Source organism: Bradyrhizobium sp. SZCCHNS3052 (assembly GCF_032484495.1).
In the GTDB taxonomy this organism is placed as follows: domain Bacteria; phylum Pseudomonadota; class Alphaproteobacteria; order Rhizobiales; family Xanthobacteraceae; genus Bradyrhizobium.
In genome coordinates this window covers 587,759-603,326 of record NZ_JAUETB010000002.1, presented here as the reverse complement: position 1 = coordinate 603,326, position 15,568 = coordinate 587,759, and the positions used below count along the sequence as shown (strand labels likewise).

Annotated in this window: 17 protein-coding genes; 9 read left to right on the top strand and 8 right to left on the bottom strand. The window is 66.8% G+C overall.

Going from position 1 to position 15,568, the window contains the following annotated elements; all coding sequences use genetic code 11:
* The first annotated feature begins 3 nt into the window (after positions 1–3).
* The 4 genes from QX073_RS10970 to QX073_RS10955 all read left to right on the top strand — a co-directional run bounded on the left by QX073_RS10970 (position 4) and on the right by QX073_RS10955 (position 3,388).
* On the top strand, positions 4–585 hold the full coding sequence (locus QX073_RS10970; RefSeq protein ID WP_315716128.1) for a DUF1214 domain-containing protein: 582 nt from the start codon (positions 4–6) through the stop codon (positions 583–585).
* Positions 582–1,166 (top strand): DUF1254 domain-containing protein, encoded by a 585-nt coding sequence (locus tag QX073_RS10965; protein WP_315716127.1) that lies wholly within the window; start codon positions 582–584, stop codon positions 1,164–1,166. The genes QX073_RS10970 and QX073_RS10965 overlap by 4 nt, the downstream gene beginning before the upstream one ends.
* A gap of 119 nt (positions 1,167–1,285) precedes the next feature.
* The gene (locus tag QX073_RS10960; protein WP_315753068.1) at positions 1,286–1,789 is read left to right on the top strand and encodes a CYTH domain-containing protein; all 504 of its coding nucleotides are present in this window, start codon (positions 1,286–1,288) and stop codon (positions 1,787–1,789) included.
* A 108-nt stretch (positions 1,790–1,897) separates the two neighbouring features.
* On the top strand, positions 1,898–3,388 hold the full coding sequence (locus QX073_RS10955; RefSeq protein WP_315753069.1) for an acetyl-CoA hydrolase/transferase family protein: 1,491 nt from the start codon (positions 1,898–1,900) through the stop codon (positions 3,386–3,388).
* Here the strand turns inward: QX073_RS10955 and QX073_RS10950 are convergent.
* Positions 3,375–4,223 (bottom strand): MBL fold metallo-hydrolase, encoded by an 849-nt coding sequence (locus tag QX073_RS10950; RefSeq protein WP_315716124.1) that lies wholly within the window; start codon positions 4,221–4,223, stop codon positions 3,375–3,377. The genes QX073_RS10955 and QX073_RS10950 overlap by 14 nt on opposite strands.
* 97 nt (positions 4,224–4,320) lie before the next feature.
* Between QX073_RS10950 and QX073_RS10945 the strand changes: the two genes are divergently transcribed.
* Positions 4,321–5,220, top strand: coding sequence for a LysR family transcriptional regulator (locus tag QX073_RS10945; RefSeq protein ID WP_315753070.1), 900 nt, complete (start codon positions 4,321–4,323; stop codon positions 5,218–5,220).
* On the opposite strand, the gene QX073_RS10940 is transcribed toward QX073_RS10945, so the two are convergent.
* Positions 5,217–5,978 (bottom strand): hypothetical protein, encoded by a 762-nt coding sequence (locus QX073_RS10940; RefSeq protein WP_315716122.1) that lies wholly within the window; start codon positions 5,976–5,978, stop codon positions 5,217–5,219. The genes QX073_RS10945 and QX073_RS10940 overlap by 4 nt on opposite strands.
* 19 nt (positions 5,979–5,997) lie before the next feature.
* Positions 5,998–6,186 (bottom strand): hypothetical protein, encoded by a 189-nt coding sequence (locus tag QX073_RS10935; protein WP_315716121.1) that lies wholly within the window; start codon positions 6,184–6,186, stop codon positions 5,998–6,000.
* Between the two features lie 398 nt (positions 6,187–6,584).
* On the opposite strand from QX073_RS10935, the gene QX073_RS10930 reads away from it, so the two are divergent.
* Positions 6,585–7,538, top strand: a complete 954-nt coding sequence (locus QX073_RS10930; protein WP_316225739.1) for a DUF2336 domain-containing protein — start codon at positions 6,585–6,587, stop codon at positions 7,536–7,538.
* Between the two features lie 32 nt (positions 7,539–7,570).
* Here QX073_RS10930 and QX073_RS10925 read toward each other — a convergent pair whose 3' ends face one another.
* Genes QX073_RS10925 through QX073_RS10915 form a run of 3 tightly spaced genes read right to left on the bottom strand, consistent with a single transcriptional unit; the run spans position 7,571 to position 10,414 of the window.
* Positions 7,571–7,921: a DUF1491 family protein gene (locus QX073_RS10925; RefSeq protein WP_315716119.1), complete on the bottom strand. Its 351-nt coding sequence runs from the start codon at positions 7,919–7,921 to the stop codon at positions 7,571–7,573.
* A 50-nt stretch (positions 7,922–7,971) separates the two neighbouring features.
* Entirely contained in the window at positions 7,972–8,658 is a 687-nt protein-coding gene (locus tag QX073_RS10920) for a peptidoglycan-binding domain-containing protein (RefSeq protein ID WP_316171147.1), read from the bottom strand.
* Positions 8,651–10,414, bottom strand: a complete 1,764-nt coding sequence (locus QX073_RS10915; protein WP_315753073.1) for a PAS domain-containing sensor histidine kinase — start codon at positions 10,412–10,414, stop codon at positions 8,651–8,653. The genes QX073_RS10920 and QX073_RS10915 overlap by 8 nt, the downstream gene beginning before the upstream one ends.
* A 451-nt stretch (positions 10,415–10,865) precedes the next feature.
* On the opposite strand from QX073_RS10915, the gene QX073_RS10910 reads away from it, so the two are divergent.
* Positions 10,866–11,327 (top strand): DUF5330 domain-containing protein, encoded by a 462-nt coding sequence (locus tag QX073_RS10910; RefSeq protein ID WP_316171148.1) that lies wholly within the window; start codon positions 10,866–10,868, stop codon positions 11,325–11,327.
* 74 nt (positions 11,328–11,401) lie between these two features.
* The gene (locus QX073_RS10905) at positions 11,402–11,827 is read left to right on the top strand and encodes a SufE family protein (RefSeq protein ID WP_316225738.1); all 426 of its coding nucleotides are present in this window, start codon (positions 11,402–11,404) and stop codon (positions 11,825–11,827) included.
* Positions 11,828–11,836: 9 nt separating this feature from the next.
* Here QX073_RS10905 and QX073_RS10900 read toward each other — a convergent pair whose 3' ends face one another.
* Entirely contained in the window at positions 11,837–12,253 is a 417-nt protein-coding gene (locus tag QX073_RS10900; RefSeq protein ID WP_315716114.1) for a MucR family transcriptional regulator, read from the bottom strand.
* A 230-nt stretch (positions 12,254–12,483) separates the two neighbouring features.
* Positions 12,484–13,404 (bottom strand): hypothetical protein, encoded by a 921-nt coding sequence (locus QX073_RS10895; RefSeq protein ID WP_316225737.1) that lies wholly within the window; start codon positions 13,402–13,404, stop codon positions 12,484–12,486.
* Positions 13,405–13,845: 441 nt separating this feature from the next.
* Here QX073_RS10895 and QX073_RS10890 point away from each other — a divergent pair, with 441 nt between their 5' ends.
* Entirely contained in the window at positions 13,846–15,498 is a 1,653-nt protein-coding gene (locus tag QX073_RS10890; RefSeq protein WP_315716112.1) for a glycosyltransferase family 39 protein, read from the top strand.
* The last annotated feature ends 70 nt before the right edge of the window (positions 15,499–15,568 follow it).

The following is a 15,568-nucleotide window of genomic DNA, read 5'->3' as shown; positions in this document are numbered from 1 at the left end:
CCCGTGCGGCTGCTCTTCATCACCTTGGTTACGCTCCTGATCGCCACCGGCGTCGGCATCGGCGCGACGTGGATGACGACGACCCGCGGCACCGAGTTTGGTACGCTGACGATCGGCGCCTGGACGGCGCGTCCGAAAACCGGCACGGCCGATGTCGACCCCTATGCGCGCGCGACCATCACCCGCAATGGCGAATTGCCGATCGGCACCGGCGACGGCGTGGCCTTCACCGCCACCACGGACGACAAGAGGAAGCCGCTCGACGGGCGCTGCGACATCCTGGTCAGCGGCGTCACGCCACCCGCCCGCTTCTGGACGCTCACGCTCTACGACCGCAAGGGCCACCTCGTCGCCAACACGCTGCAGCGCTACGGCTTCACCAGCCAGGAGCTGGTGCGAGGTGCCGATGGCTCCTTCGAGATTCGTGTCGCCGCGCGCTCGCGCTCCGGCAACTGGCTGCCGACCGGCGGCATCGAGCGCTACGCGCTGATGCTGCGGCTCTACGACACGCCGGTCGGCGTCGCGACCCGCACGCAGCGCGACGCGCCGATGCCGTCGATCACGACAGTAGGTTGCCCATCATGATCCGGCTGCTGTTCACGGTCGTGGTCGGCGTGCTGCTCGGCGGCGTGGTCCATCTCGTCAGCGTGCTGGCGCTGCCGCGGATCTCGACCCAGGACGCCTACTCCCGGCTGACGCCGATGACCAAGCTGAACGCCGTGACGCAGTTGCCATTGGCCGATCCCGGCAATTCACCGATGCCGTTCATGGATCCGGCGTTCGCCATGGCGATCTGCCGCTATGATCTGTCCGACGGACCGCTCAAGCTCACGGTTCCGGTGAGCCAGGCCTATACGTCGGTGTCGTTCTACACGCGCAACGAGATCGCCTACTACGCCATCAACGACCGCTCCGCCGGCAAGCGCGTGATCGAGCTCAACCTGATGACCGAGGCGCAGCACGAAGACCTGCCCGAGGACGAGGAGATCACGGCCGCCGACCGGCTGATCATCGATTCGCCGACGACGACCGGGTTGATCGTGCTGAAGGCCCTGGCCGCCGAGCCCGGTCTCATGCCGCAGGCGCAGGCCTCCCTTGCAGCGGCAAGCTGCGGCGTACAGACCGAGGCACCGGCCAAGGCCGAGAAGCCGCGCGGCAAACGATAAGTCAATACGACGTCCTGGATGAATTCGACAACACTCTCTTCATCCTTGGTGGCATAGTCGTTGTCGCGCGCCGCTGCTATGATGGATCAGGACGGCGGCGCTTCGCTCAACATCAGGTCATGCCTCTCGAAATCGAACGGAAGTTTCTCGTCAAGTCCGATGCTTGGCGGGATCAGGCGACGCACAGTGAACGCCTTCGCGACGGCCTTGTCGCACGTCAGGACGGCCTCAAGGTCCGCGTTCGCTGCTATGGCAACCGGACGACGCTGTGCGTGAAGAGCGGCCGCCGCGGCCTGACCCGAGATGAATTCGAGTACGATATTCCCGCGGACCACGCCGCGATGCTGTTCGCGCATTGCGACGGACGCATCCTCGAGAAGACGCGTCACTATGTGCCGGCCGAAAGCGGCGTCTGGGAAGTCGACGTCTACCACGACGCGCTCGAAGGCGTCGTCATCGCCGAGATCGAGCTGCCGACCGAGACGACCATCGTGACCCTTCCCGACTGGGTCGGCGACGAGGTCACCGGCGACCCGCGCTACAGCAAGGCCAACATGCTGACGGAGCGCTCGCGGGCGGCGAAAGTCCGGGAGCTGCGGCGCGCGCGCCTTGCAGGGCTGTGATGCACGCACGGGCCGTTGCGGCTTGACCCCTGTCAAATCACCCGTCGAGGGCACACCTTAAACAGCGCGGACTTGGCGGTCTGAACGATCGCGCATGGAGTTTGCACGATGAGTTCATCGCAGGTGATGTCACAGGCGCTGCGCGCCAAGATCATGTCGGCCGACGAGGCGGCCGCGCTGGTCGAGCCCGGCAACCATGTCGGCATGAGCGGCTTCACCGGGTCGGGCTACCCGAAGGCGGTGCCGCTCGCGCTGGCGCGCCGGATCGAAGCCGCGCATGCGCGCGGCGAGCCGTTCCGCGTCGGCGTGTGGACCGGGGCGAGCACCGCGCCCGAGCTCGACGGCGCGCTCGCCCGGGCTGATGGCATCGACCTGCGCCTGCCCTATCAGTCCGATCCAGCGACACGACAGCGCATCAACGCCGGCAGCATCGACTATATCGATCTGCATCTCAGCCATGTCGCACAGTTCGTGTGGTTCGGTTTTCTCGGCCATCTCGACGTCGCCGTGATCGAATGCGCCGGCATCCTGCCAGACGGGCGGCTGATCCCCTCGACCTCGATCGGCAACAACAAGACCTGGCTCGATCTGGCTGACCGCGTCATCATCGAAGTCAATTCGTGGATGAACCCGGCGCTGCTCGGCATGCACGACGTCTATTACGGCACCCGCCTGCCACCGCATCGCAAGCCGATCCCGATCCTGGCGCCCGGCGACCGCATCGGCGAGACCACCTATCGCTGCAATCCGGACAAGGTCATCGCGGTCGTCGAGACCCACGCGCCCGACCGCAACACGAGCTTCGCCGCCCCCGACGACGTCTCCGGCGCGATCGCCGGGCACATCCTGGAGTTCTTCGCGCACGAGGTGAAGCAGGGCCGCCTGCCCCGCAACCTGCTGCCGCTGCAATCGGGCGTCGGCAACGTCGCGAACGCCGTGATGGCCGGGCTCGACGACGGGCCGTTCCCGCATCTCACCGCCTACACCGAGGTGCTGCAGGACGGCATGCTGAACCTGATCCGCTCGGGGCGGATGGATCTCGCCTCCGCGACGGCATTGTCGCTGAGCTCGGAAGCTGCGATCGAATTCAACCGCGAGATCGAGTTCCTGCGCGACCGTATCGTGCTGCGGCCGCAGGAGATCTCCAACCACCCCGAGGTGATCCGCCGGCTCGGCGTCATCGCCATGAACGGCATGATCGAGGCCGACATCTACGGCAACGTCAACTCGACCCACGTGCGCGGCAGCAGCATCATGAACGGCATCGGCGGCTCCGGGGACTTCGCCCGCAACGCCTATCTGTCGATCTTCATGACGCCCTCGACGGCGAAGAATGGGACGATCTCCTGCATCGTGCCGATGGTCACCCATGTCGACCACACCGAGCACGACGTGCAGGTTCTGGTGACCGAGCGCGGCCTCGCCGATCTGCGCGGCCTGTCGCCCAAACAGCGCGCCCGCACCATCATCGATCAGGCGGCGCATCCAAAATTCCGGCCGGCGCTGGCGGATTATTTCGAACGCGCCTGCCGCGATTCGACCGGCAAGCACACGCCGCATCTGCTCGAGGAGGCGTTCCGCCTGCTCAGGCCGGAATGAGCGCTGCGGCCCGATCACCGCAGCGGCACGCCTCGTAGGCGACGGGATCGTGGCTGTTCACGATCGTGACCCGGTCGCCATGGTCGCATTTCAAGCGCCGCAGCCGCTCCTGGTTGGCGACACGCATCGTGCGATCCTGATCGCCCTTGCGCTGGAACAGCCCGAGTAGCAGCGGCATGCGTGGCCGCGCGTCGAGCTGGCCGTGGAAGAAATAGGCATCGCCGGCGTGCAGCAGCCATTTGTCGCCGCGTCGCACGGCGACGCCGCAATGGCCGCGCGTATGGCCCGGCAGAGGAACGATCAGGATGTCGCCGCTGCGATCCACGGCAGCGCGGACACCGCGAAAGCCGAACCAGTCCTCGCCGTCGTCGCCGTAGAACTGCCAGTCGGGACGATGCCGCCATTGGCCGGCGACATAGCGACCGCGCGGCGGCGCCGGCGACCCCTCGACGGCCATCGCATGCTCCCCGCGATGAACGTGCACCTTGGCCTTCGGGAAATCGCCGATGCCGCCGGCGTGGTCCCGGTCGAGATGCGTGAGCAGGATGTGCCTGACGTCGTCGGGCGAGAAGCCCAATGCCTTTACCTGCTGCAGCGCCGTCTCCGACGCATCGAGAAGCGGCGCAGCCTGCCTCACCCAGCGTGCCCCCAATCGTGCGGGCGCGGCGATGTCACCGGTGCCGATGCCGGTGTCGACGAGGACCAGGCCGTCATCGCTTTCGATCAGCAGGCAGTGGCAGACGAGGCGGGCGCGCGCGAACAGGCCGCCGCTGCCGCTCACCAGCCGACCGCCGCGTGGACACATCGTGCCGGTGTTGAGGTGGTGGACGCGCATCGATCTTCTCCTTCATTGCCGATATCGGGCGCATCCTTGCGGGCCGGGCAGAGATAAGTAAAATATTGATCAGTGATACGCATCATAGGCTGCTCCTATGGATATCCGCGAGCTCCGCTATTTCTCCGCCGTGTTCGAGGAACGCAGCCTGACCAGGGCAGCGGCGCGCTGCTTCGTCTCGCAGCCATCGATTTCGCTGGCGATCGCCAACCTCGAGGCCGAGCTCGGCACCGAGCTGTTCCTCCGCCACCGCAAGGGTGTCGTGCCGCTGGAGGCGGCCGAGCGCCTGCAGCCGATCGCGCGCCGGATCGTCGGCGAAGCCGATGCCGCCCGCAACCTGTTCCGGCACGGCGCGCCGAAGCAGGCGCTCAAGCTCGGGCTCATGCGCACCCTCGACGGCCGGCGCGTGACCGCGCTGCTCAAGCCGCTCACGGCGCGCGAGGATCTCAGGCTTCACATCGTCGGTCCGACCGAGCGGGCCGACGGACGCATCGTCTCAAAAAGCCTGGTCGACGACGGCGAGCATTTCCTGCCGCTGTGGAGCGAGCGCTATGTCGCGGCTTTGCCGCTTGCGCATCCGCTCACGCTGAAGCCGCGCCTGCGCGCGGCCGACCTCGCCGACGTCGCCATGATCGACCGCTGCCATTGCGAGCACAGCGCGCTGGCGCGACGCAGCGGCGGGCCGCGCGAGATCGCCGCCATCGCCGAAACCGAGGATTGGGCCCTGGCGCTGGTCGCTGCCGGCGTCGGCGTCGCGATCGTTCCCGAAGGCGTCGTGCACGGCCGAAGCGACGTTGCGGTCCGCGAGATCGAGATGACGTTGAAGCGCCAGGTCGGCCTCGCCTACTCCGCCGCGCGCGCTCCATCCGAGGCGCTGAAGATCTTGATCGCGACGCTGCGCGCGGCAGCGCCGCAGAAGCTCCGTGCGACAGCAGGGCGGCAAAAGGGAGCACCGGCCAAGCCAGGCCGGCGCCGGAGCAAGATCGCGCCGGGCTAGCCCCGCGTCGTCAGCGGCCGTTCGATCAGGGGCCGCGCGGCGACCGGCGGATTGGCGGTCTGAGCCGCCAGTTCGTGGATCAGGCGATCGGCCTCGGCGGCCATGCCGTCGGGCGCCTGCAGCACCAGGCGCTCCAAGGCCCAGCGGTAGGACGAGACGCGCTGCTCCAGGCTGATCTGCACCCATTGCACGATCAGCGAGTTCTCCTGCATGCGCGCGACGGCATCGGCTTGCTCGCGCGGCGAGAGCTCGGTCATGTATTTCATGCTGGCATCGCGCTTGCGATCGAGATCGATGACGCGGATGGCCGACGCGAAGAACGGCTCGAAGCGGGTGATGTCGTCGCGCACGTCGTCGATCAGCTGGGTGTAGCGCGAGGCGTGCGAGCGGTGCGGCTCGTCGATCAAGGCCCGCCCATAGGCTGTGCGGTCGAACACGACCTTCTGGCGCCACGGCGAGGCCGACGGCTGATAGTCGCCGAACACGCTCTTCCAGGCAGGGCGCGAATGCGGTGGCTCGATCAGCGGATAAGCGAGATCGCGCAGCTGGCGCTCATTGTCGGTCAGTTGGAACTGCGACGGCCTGACGCCGACGCTGGCGGTGGCTTCCGCCCCGATCCATTTGTGCATGTCGTCATTGCGCATGTCGGCGCGGGTGCGGCCGAAATCGCCGCCGCTGCAGGCGCCGAGCAGTCCGCCGACGAGAACGAGTACGAACACCGGCAGCGCGCGCCGGACCGGATTCACGATGGCCGGCATTCCCGTTTCCCCCGACCTGTCAGCGGCGACGGCGACGGCGGCTTGGCGCTGTGCCCTCGCGGGGTCCGCTATCGTCGGTCGTGGTCTCGCGCTCGATCCGAACGACGGGAAGAATCAGGATCGTTCCCATGCCCTCCTGCGGCGCGCCGGTCACGGCAGGCCGCGCGCGACGCGCAACGTCCGCCGGGAATTCAATGATGGTCGCCATGTCCACTCTCTTTCGTGCCCGAAGTTCTTACCCCCTGAAAACTCCCCGTCGCCCGAACTTCGCAGGCAAGAGGGCACGCAGAACTGACGATCACGAATGCCGGCGCATGAAGCTGCACGTTGGCATTCGGCGCGGCGAAGATCAGGCTGGCCGCGTGACGCGGCCAAGGCGAGATCATCGAACGGATCGATTAAGATCAGGACGTGGTTAAGAGGATATTAATGCGCGGGCCGCCCGACACGGATCGCGTGCACCGGCGGGAGAGAAGGCAAGCCAGCGTTGCGCCTTTGTCTCACCGGGTCATTTCGGCCCATCTTCACCGATTGTTTTCCTTAACGCCGTATTAAAACAACTCCGCTCTAATCGGCGCAACGATTGCCGAAGTTGCGTACCCCGACATGACAAGATCATCGCTGTTCCCCGGCTTCGACGGGTTGCTCACGCTCTCGCGCCGCGAGGGCGTCGACATCAAGCCCACTCTGCTGCGCGTGCTGACCGACCTCTATGTCCAGGCGAGCGCGCATTCCGCCGACGAGGAGCGGCAGTTCGTCGAATTGGCCTCCCGTCTGGTCGACGACGTCGACGATGCGACCCGTGCGGCGGTGCGTGCCCGGCTGGCGATCTATCCGGCGACGCCGATCGAGATCCTGAACAAGCTGGGCTTGCGCCCGGTGCAGAGCGAGCCGGCGCCGCCGCTCGCCGGCCCCATTCCCGCATCGCTTCGCTCGTCGCCTCCGATCCCGCCGCGCGACGACGCGGCGTCCGGATTGTCGATGCAGCCGAAGGATGCCGCCGAGCTCAGCGAGATGTTCATGCGCGCCGCCTCGCACGAACGCATCGCCATCCTGCAGAACCTCGCCACCACGCCGCTGAGGCCCGCCGCGCCGACGCCGTTGCACCGCGCGGTGCATGCGATCGAGGCGCTGGAGATGGCCGCGTTCAACGCCGACGTCGAGACGTTCACGATCGAGCTCGGCGAGAGCCTGATCCTGCCCTCACGCATGACCCACGAGGTTGTCAACGATCCCCATGGCGAGCCGCTGGCCTGCGCCGCAAAGGCGCTCGGCATGCCGGCGCCGGTGTTCGAGCGCGTACTGCTGTTCCTCAAGCCCGAGATGGGCCAGTCCGTCCAGACCGTGTTTCGGCTGTCACGCTTCTACGAGCGGCTCAGCGAGCGCGCGGCGCTGATCATGCTGGCGGCCTGGCGCGGCTCCGGGATGGCCGCGATCAGGGCCAAGCATCGCACGGCGCTCTATGACGACGAACGTCAGCACGTCCGTGGCAGCACGGCGCGGGCCGGCACCGCGACGAGGCCGATCGTGCGCACGGGGACCGATGGCTTCAAGCGCTGACGCGCGATCGCTGTCCCGACTCTTAGCGATGATCAGGGACGCTCGCGCACGAGATCGAGAAAATGACGGCCCTGCCTGTCCTCGGTCTCGATGATCCAGGCGTCGGGATCGAAGCGCAGCTCCTTGACGAGCCGCTCCTCGATCTGCGCTTCCGCGATCGGTTGCGGCGATATCGGTACGAAGAAGCGGTCGATCGGCTGGCTGTCGTCATAGACGGTCTGCGGAGCGGGGACATAGAGCTGGGCCGTGCCATCCATCATTGCGACCTTGACGAAGACCGCGCCGGCTTCCTCCGCGCCACGGTGGCGGATCGCGCTGAACGCGCCGGCCGACTGGCAACGCCGCAGATAGGCGCTCACCCAGATGCTGCTCTTCAATCGCATGATGGTTCGATGCAGGTGCAAGCGCGCTGCACGTCGCAGCCGCCCCTGCTCTATTCGATCGGATGACCGATGACAATCGCAAGCTCGCGCACCAGGCGGTCCGACACCTGGCCCGTTACCGGCAGCTTGCGCTCGCGCTCGAACTTCTGGATCGCGGCCAGGGTGTCGGAGCCGACCATCCCCGTCGGCTTCAACTGGCCGTAGCCGTATTCGGTCAGCGCACGCTGGACCGCGGCGACACGACGGACATTGCCGCCCTGCTGCGTCGGCTGCGGACGCGGCACGTTGCCCTGACCGCCGCTGACCGAGCGGACGAGATCGGCCAGAGGATCGGCATATTTCTGATCCGGACGCGGCTCGGTGGCGCGCTGCTCGACCGCCCTCTGCTCCGCCGCCCTGGTTTCGGCGGGCCGCGTCTCGATCACCTTCGGATCCAAAGGCGAGATGTCCATCGGCCGGGGCCGCGGCAGCGGATTGGAGCTCGTCAGATGGGGCGGAATGGTCACAATCGACCCGAACATCGGCGCCGGATGCGGTCCCGATTGCAGGAACACGGCATTGACGATGATGGCGCTGCCAGCCGCGCAGGCCAGCAGGCCCGCAAACAGATCCTTCGGGCTGTAGAGCATGGCCCGCAGCAGCCAGCCGCGCCCCTCCGCCACGTCGACGACGGCCGCAGCGGCGCGCTTGCGACGGCGCGGCGGCGCCGGATCATCCTCTGCAGCTCGTCTAGGCACTCTTCTTCACCTGCATGACCTGCCCTGGCTGGGCGGAGCGCGAGGGTGACAGCGGCGTGACGGTGGCGCCCGCAGCGGCCTCGGCCACGAAGTTGATCGGCAGCGCGATCGTGACCGTGGTCCCCTCGTCGATCTTGCTTTCTATCGACATTTCGCCGCCGTGCAAGGTCACGAGGCTCTTGACGATCGAGAGCCCGAGGCCGGTTCCCTCGTGACGGCGCTGGTAGGTCTTGCCGGCCTGGAAGAACGGATCGCCGATGCGCTTGAGATCATCGGCGGCGATGCCGACGCCGGTGTCGGTGATTCGCAGCAGCAGGCGCGCGCCGTCGACGCCAGCCGAGACTGTGACATGGCCGCCGCGCTCGGTGAACTTGATGGCATTGGAGACGAGGTTGAGCACGATCTGCTTGAAGGCGCGCGGATCACCGGTGACCATCGGCAGGTCCTGCGGCACGTCGGCCGACAGATCGACACCGTTCTCGCGCGCCCGCAGCGCCAGCAGGTTGCAGCAATTGATAAGCGCCACTCGCGGCGCAAACGGCTCCGGCGTCAGCTCGAAATTGCCGGACTCCATCTTCGACATGTCGAGGATGCCGTTCACGACCGACAGCAGATGCTGGCCGGAATCATTGATGAGCTGCGCATATTCGCGGCGCCGCGCCGCGTTCAGCACCAGCACCTGCTCCTGCATCAGCATCTCGGAGAAGCCGATGATGGCGTTCAAGGGCGTACGCAGCTCGTGGCTCATGGTGGCGAGGAATCGCGTCTTCGCGGCGTCGGCGCGCTCGGCGGCGCTGCGCGCCAATTCGAGCGCCTGCTCCTGCAGCTTGCGATCGGTGACGTCGCGCATGACCGCGACCACCTCCTGCTCCGACCCGCCCGGCGCCACGCCGATGCGGTCGAGCGGGCGGCAACGCATTTCGACCCAGATGAAATCGACCGGATGATGAAAGCCGCGGCCCTCGCCCGGCGCATCGCGACGCAGGCGGAACTCGACACTCGAGGCTTCGCTGCCGCCCGCCGCTTCCGACAGCGCCGTGAGATAGGCCGGCCGGTCGGCGACATGGACCCGTTCGAACAGGCCGTGGCCGTGCAGCTGCGCGACCGGCGCGCCGAGCAGCGTCTCGGCCGCCGGCGAGATGAACATGACCGCGCCGTTGCGGCGGTGACGGGAGATCACGTCGCTCATATTGCGCGCGAGCAGGCGATAGCGCTCCTCCTCCATCGACAGCAGCGTCACGCTGGTGCGCGCGAGCGTGTCGGCGGCAAACGCGAGCACGGCCGCATAGAGCGTGGCTGAGGCGACGCCGAACGCGAGCAGCCCGGTGCGCAAGGCGGGGTTGGTCTCGGGCTTCGGCAGCCAGCCGAATTGACCGATGAGGATCAGCAGCAGCGCGCAGCACAGTGCGAGCCCCGCGGAGAACACGACGACGCGGCGCGAGGCCGAGAACGAGGCTTCCAGGGGGACGACGATCAGCCACACCGCGGCAAAGGATTCGATGCCGCCGGTCTCGATCGACACCGCCATGATCAGCGCCGACAGTGCCAGCGACGACAGCGCGCAGGCGCTCTCGTAGCGGCCGGTGCGCGACAGATACCAGGACAGCAGAATGGGCGCGATCAGCCAGGACAGCGCGCCGACCTCGAGCGCGCTCGGCGCACCGCGCATCGCGAGAAAGGCAGGAAACACGGCGAAGGCGGCGAGGCTGCCCAGCAGGCGCGGCGCGATGAAGGCGCGATGGCGCGCACGCGTCATCGCATCAGTTCGAGCCGATGGATGCAATAACGCATCGAGACAATCGCGGATGATACTCAACACACTCACGGCTCTCGCGCCTCGGCCTGTCGGTGGTTCTCACAAAGAGAACGCGCCGGGACGCCCCCTGTCGTCGGAAGTCACCGTGTCAGACTCGCATTAAGCGAACGCTAAGGGCCAGACTGCGGTGAGCCCGCCATTCGGCCGGGATGGTGAATGCATCGTTTCCGGCCGGGCCTGCGGTTGCGAAAGCGGCGCGATCTACAGCCGGTTGCACGGTGCGTGCGCCCGGCGCCAATGAAAAATTTACTCCGAAAAAAATCCAGCGCCCGACTTCGCGAAATCTCAACCAATTAAGCCCAATGCAAGCAGTCGCGACATAGAACAATCAGCTGCGATCCCGTTGCGCGACTTGAGCACGCGAGATCAGCAGCACGGTCGGGGTTGCGTGATGTTCTTTCTGCTTCGGATGGCATTCTGGCTCGGACTCGTGCTGGTGCTGCTGCCGCGCGAGAAGAGCCCGGACGCCGACAAGCTGCCGCAGATCAATGCGCACGAAGCCGTGCAGGCCGCGACCGCGGCCGTCTCCGACATGAGCCAGTTCTGCAAGCGCCAGCCGCAGGCCTGCGAGGTCGGCGGCCAGGCCGCGACCGTAATCGGCCACCGTGCCCAGGAAGGCGCGCGCAAGATCTACCAGATCATCACCGACAAGTCCGACGCCGCGGAGAAGCCGGCCGGCGCCGACAAGTTCATCGGCCCGGTGAAGCCGGCCAGTCTCGACAAGCGCGGCAACGATCACACCGGCTCGATCGACGCCCCCGTGCTCGAGGAGATTCCGCTGGGTGACGCGCCGGCCGATACGCTCTCGGCCGACGATCTCGCCGCCGAATGGCATCTGCCGCCGACGCCCTGAAGCGGCGGAACCGACTGTCGCTTTCGTCCTCCCGAACGCCTATATGAAGGCCGACATCGGGACCGAAGAGCATCATGACGATCGACGACATCCGCGACAATTTCGCCCTGCTCGACGACTGGGACGACCGCTACCGCTACGTGATCGAGCTCGGCCGCACCCTGGCGCCGATGCCCGAGGACGAGCACTCCGCCGCGAACAAGGTGCAGGGCTGCGCCAGCCAGGTCTGGCTGTCGAAGCACGTCGATCACAGCGGCGCCGTGCCCGTGCTGAACTATCTCGGCGACAGCGACGCCCACATCGTTCGCGGTCTGATCGCAATTCTGCTGACGCTGTATTCCGGGCGGACGCCGCAGGAGATCATGACCATCGATGCGGCCGCGGTGTTCGACGAACTCGGGTTCCGCGAGCACCTGACGCCGCAGCGCTCCAACGGCCTGCGCTCGATGGTCGAGCGCATCCGCGCCGACGCCCGCGAGGCGCTCGCCACGGCGTCCTGATCGGTTCGGCTACTTCTCCCGCTCGGGCCGCTGCTGGCCCAGGCCCATCTTCTTGGCGAGCTGCGAGCGGGTGACCGCGTAGTTCGGCGCCACCATCGGATAGTCCGGCGGCAGGTTCCATTTGTCGCGGTATTGTTCCGGCGTCATGTTGTACTGCGTGCGCAGATGTCGCCGCAGCGACTTGAAGCGCTTGCCGTCCTCGAGACAGACCAGATAGTCCGGGTGAATCGATTTCTTCACCGGGACCGCTGGCCGCGCCGGCTCCGGCGCGGGCTCGCTTCGTCCCGCTGCGACCCGCGTCAGCGCCGCATGCACCTGGCTGATCAGAGAGGGAATCTCCGCCGCCGGGGTCGGGTTGTTGCTGAGATAGGCCGACACGATGTCGGCCGTCAGATCGATAAAGCTCTTGCCGACCGCTTCGGTCATCGAACCCTCATCCCGCTCCGCCCTGCGACCGTCGATCGCAAAGTATCCCTCGATCGCAAGTATCACTCGCGCCGAGTGGCAGCGTTGTCTCGCGATTCTGCAAGCAATATGGGCAAATGACTGGCAAAATAACAAGATAGTGAGGACTTCTTCTTGAGAAGTCTGTCACCCGCCAAGTACTGCGTACCGTACGCCAGCCGAATTCAACCTGACCGTGTGATCCGGCCGCGTCAGGTCCGGCCTTCGAGATGGGTGCGCAGCTCGTCGATCGACGCAAAGCGCATCATCCCTTCGGGCATCTGCGCCTCGATCGAGCCGTCGGAATAGAGCGAATAGGCCATCCCATCCACCACACCCGACTTGACGATGCTGACGGCCGGCGCGTCCAGGTCCTTCGGCTCAGGCAGCGGCGGGGTTGGCTCGGGTTCGACGAAGGCCGGCGCGGCCCGCGCCAAGCGCCGCGGGAACGGCGGGCGCAGAGGCTCCGGCGTCCGCTCCGGTCGAGACCAGCCGTCCGACGGGCCCGACTCGGTCGCGGCAGGCTCGTCCAGCGGCACGGGCGGCGGTGCGCTGAGGGGCGGTGACCGGAAATCCGTCGGCAACGGCTCGGCGCCGCGCTTCTCCGCGCGCTCCCGTTCCCGCCGCGACGACGACGCAAACAGCAGGTTGCGCTTGGGCCGCTCGGCGGGTTCGGCTGGCGGCTCGTCCGGCGCCGGCAAGGGCTCGGAGGCGCGCAGCGAGCCTGACAAAGGAGACGAGGACAGAGGCGACGACGACAACCCCGAGGACAGGGGAGACGACAGGTCCGGCATGCGGGGACGCGGACGTGGCGAGCCCCCCTCGCGCCAGACGTCCTCCGTCGGCGGCACCGGGGCGGTCTCGAAGTCGGTCTTGCTGGCGCCGAGCGGGAGCTGCAGAGGCTTGGCCTCGGACTCGGCGTCCGGACGCGACCTCAGCCGGCTCGAAATCACCTTCAGCTCGCTGAGGACGGCCGCCAGTCCGAACAGGATCAGCCCGCTGCAGACGCCAAGGGTCCCCGACAGGATCAGCGTATTGCCGACGCTGAACTCCTTGACCGGAATTCCCCAGGCGATCGCCCCGAGCCCGGCCAACACGGCGAGGGCTCCGGCGGCCAACATTGCACTCATCATCGAACTCATCCCCTAATGCGCCGGTTCCGGACGGTGTCCCGACCGAAATCACATTAGATAGCTGCGGTTGCGCGCGTCCTTGAATCCGGTTTCTAGTCCAAATCCGCGACAATTTGCAGCGGAAGTTCGGCCAATCCTGCTGAAGTTCTCGTCCGCCGTGCAGCCATCGTCATGATGCCGCCACAATATACATCGGCCAACCCTCGGCATTCATTGAGGTTCCTCCCGGGTTCTTCCGGCCCCTGTGGTTCAGCGGGCGTTCATTTGACTGTGCCAATATGGCGCTCAGCAGCCGAAATTCGGGTCCCCGCTGCGCTGCGAGAAGCATACCTTCCCATAATTCCGACACCTCGGAAGCCGGGACGCGCTATACGGAGGCGGGGAACACAGGCCTGAAACGCGGAAGCGGGGTCGCCAGGGGACGCCGGGTCACACTCAGCCATGACAACGATAACCACTTCGGTTCTTGAGACCCCGACGCGGCGGTCCCTCGAGCGGACGTATGACGATCTTGCACTGTTCGTGCTTGCCGCGGTCGCGGTGGTGGCCGGACTGACCTTCCGGGATTACGGCCTCGGCTGGGACGATTACACCCATGCCGAATATGCCGATCTGTTGCTGCGCATGTACGGCTCCGGTTTCAGGGACCAGGCGGCGCTGTCGTTCGCCAACCTGTATATGTACGGTGGCGGCTTCGACATGGTTGCAGCCCTGCTGCACAAGATCCTGCCGCTGGAATTGTTCGAGACGCGCCGGCTGGTCGGGGCCGTCGTCGGGCTGATCGGCCTTGGCGTGACCTGGCGCCTGGCGCGTCGCATCGGCGGTCCGGTGGCCGGCCTCGCCGCGCTGCTGCTGCTGGCGCTGTGCCCGATCTTCTACGGCCACATGTTCATGAACCCGAAGGACGCCCCCTTCGCGGTCGCCATGGTGGTGCTGCTGATGGGTCTCGTGCGCCTTGCCGAGGAGTACCCCTACCCCTCGCCGCGCACCATCCTGATCCTCGGCCTCGGCTCCGGCTTTTCGATCGGCTCCCGCATCCTGGGCGGCATGGCTGTCGTCTATGCGATGGTCGGCTTCATGCCGCTGTTCTTGGAGGAGTACCGCACGCAAGGGCCGCGCGAGACGATCCGCCGCTTCGCCCACGTGCTCTATGTGCTGATCCCCGGCCTGATCCTGGGCTACCTGATCATGGGGCTGATCTGGCCCTGGTCGATCATCGAGCCGGCCAACCCGTTCCGGGCCCTGACCTATTTCTCACACTTCTTCGAGAAGCCGTGGAAGGAGATGTTCGACGGGGCGCTGGTCTCGGTGCCGGACATGCCCTGGTCGTATTTGCCGACGCTGTTCGCGCTGCAGCTGCCCGAACTGATGATCGCGCTGTTCGTCGCCGGCGTCGTGGCCTCGATCATGTCGCTGTCGCGGCCCGACGTGCCGGCGCGCCGGAAGAGCATCCTGCTGATGCTGACGCTGGCGGCGACGCTGCCGATCCTGATCGCGATCGTCAAACGCCCGGCGCTCTACAACGGCATCCGCCACTTCGTGTTCGTGATCCCCCCGATGGCGCTGCTCGGCGGCATCGCGTTCTCCTGGCTGCTGTCGTGGCTCAACGCCGACGAGCGTCGCAGCTGGCAGCCGGTGGCGATCGCCGCGTTCTGCTTCGGCCTGCTGCTGCCGCTGGCGGAGATGATCCGGCTGCATCCCTATCAGTACACCCACTTCAACTTCATCGCCGGCACGGTGCGCGAGGCCGACACCCGCTTCATGCTCGACTATTGGGGGCTGGCGCTGAAGCAGGCCTCCGACGGGCTGAAGGAGCAGCTCGACGAGCGCCAGGAGGTGCCGCCGATCGGGCACAAATGGAAGGTCGCGGTCTGCGGCCCGCAGCGGCCGGCCCAGGTCGCACTCGGCCCCGATTTCACCATCGGCTGGGACAGCCACGCGGCCGACTTCGCCATGACGCTCGGCGAGTTCTACTGCAAGGGACTGACTGCCCCTGTGATGGTCGAGATCAAGCGCGACGACGTCGTGTTCGCCCGGGTCTACGACATCCGCGGCCGCAGCATCTCCAGCCTGCTGTCGATCCCGGCGCCCTGAGCGGCCTGCTCAGCCAAACGACATGACTGCTCCCCCTGCCCCGCGCCTTGTCGCGCGGCGGCGGGCCGCC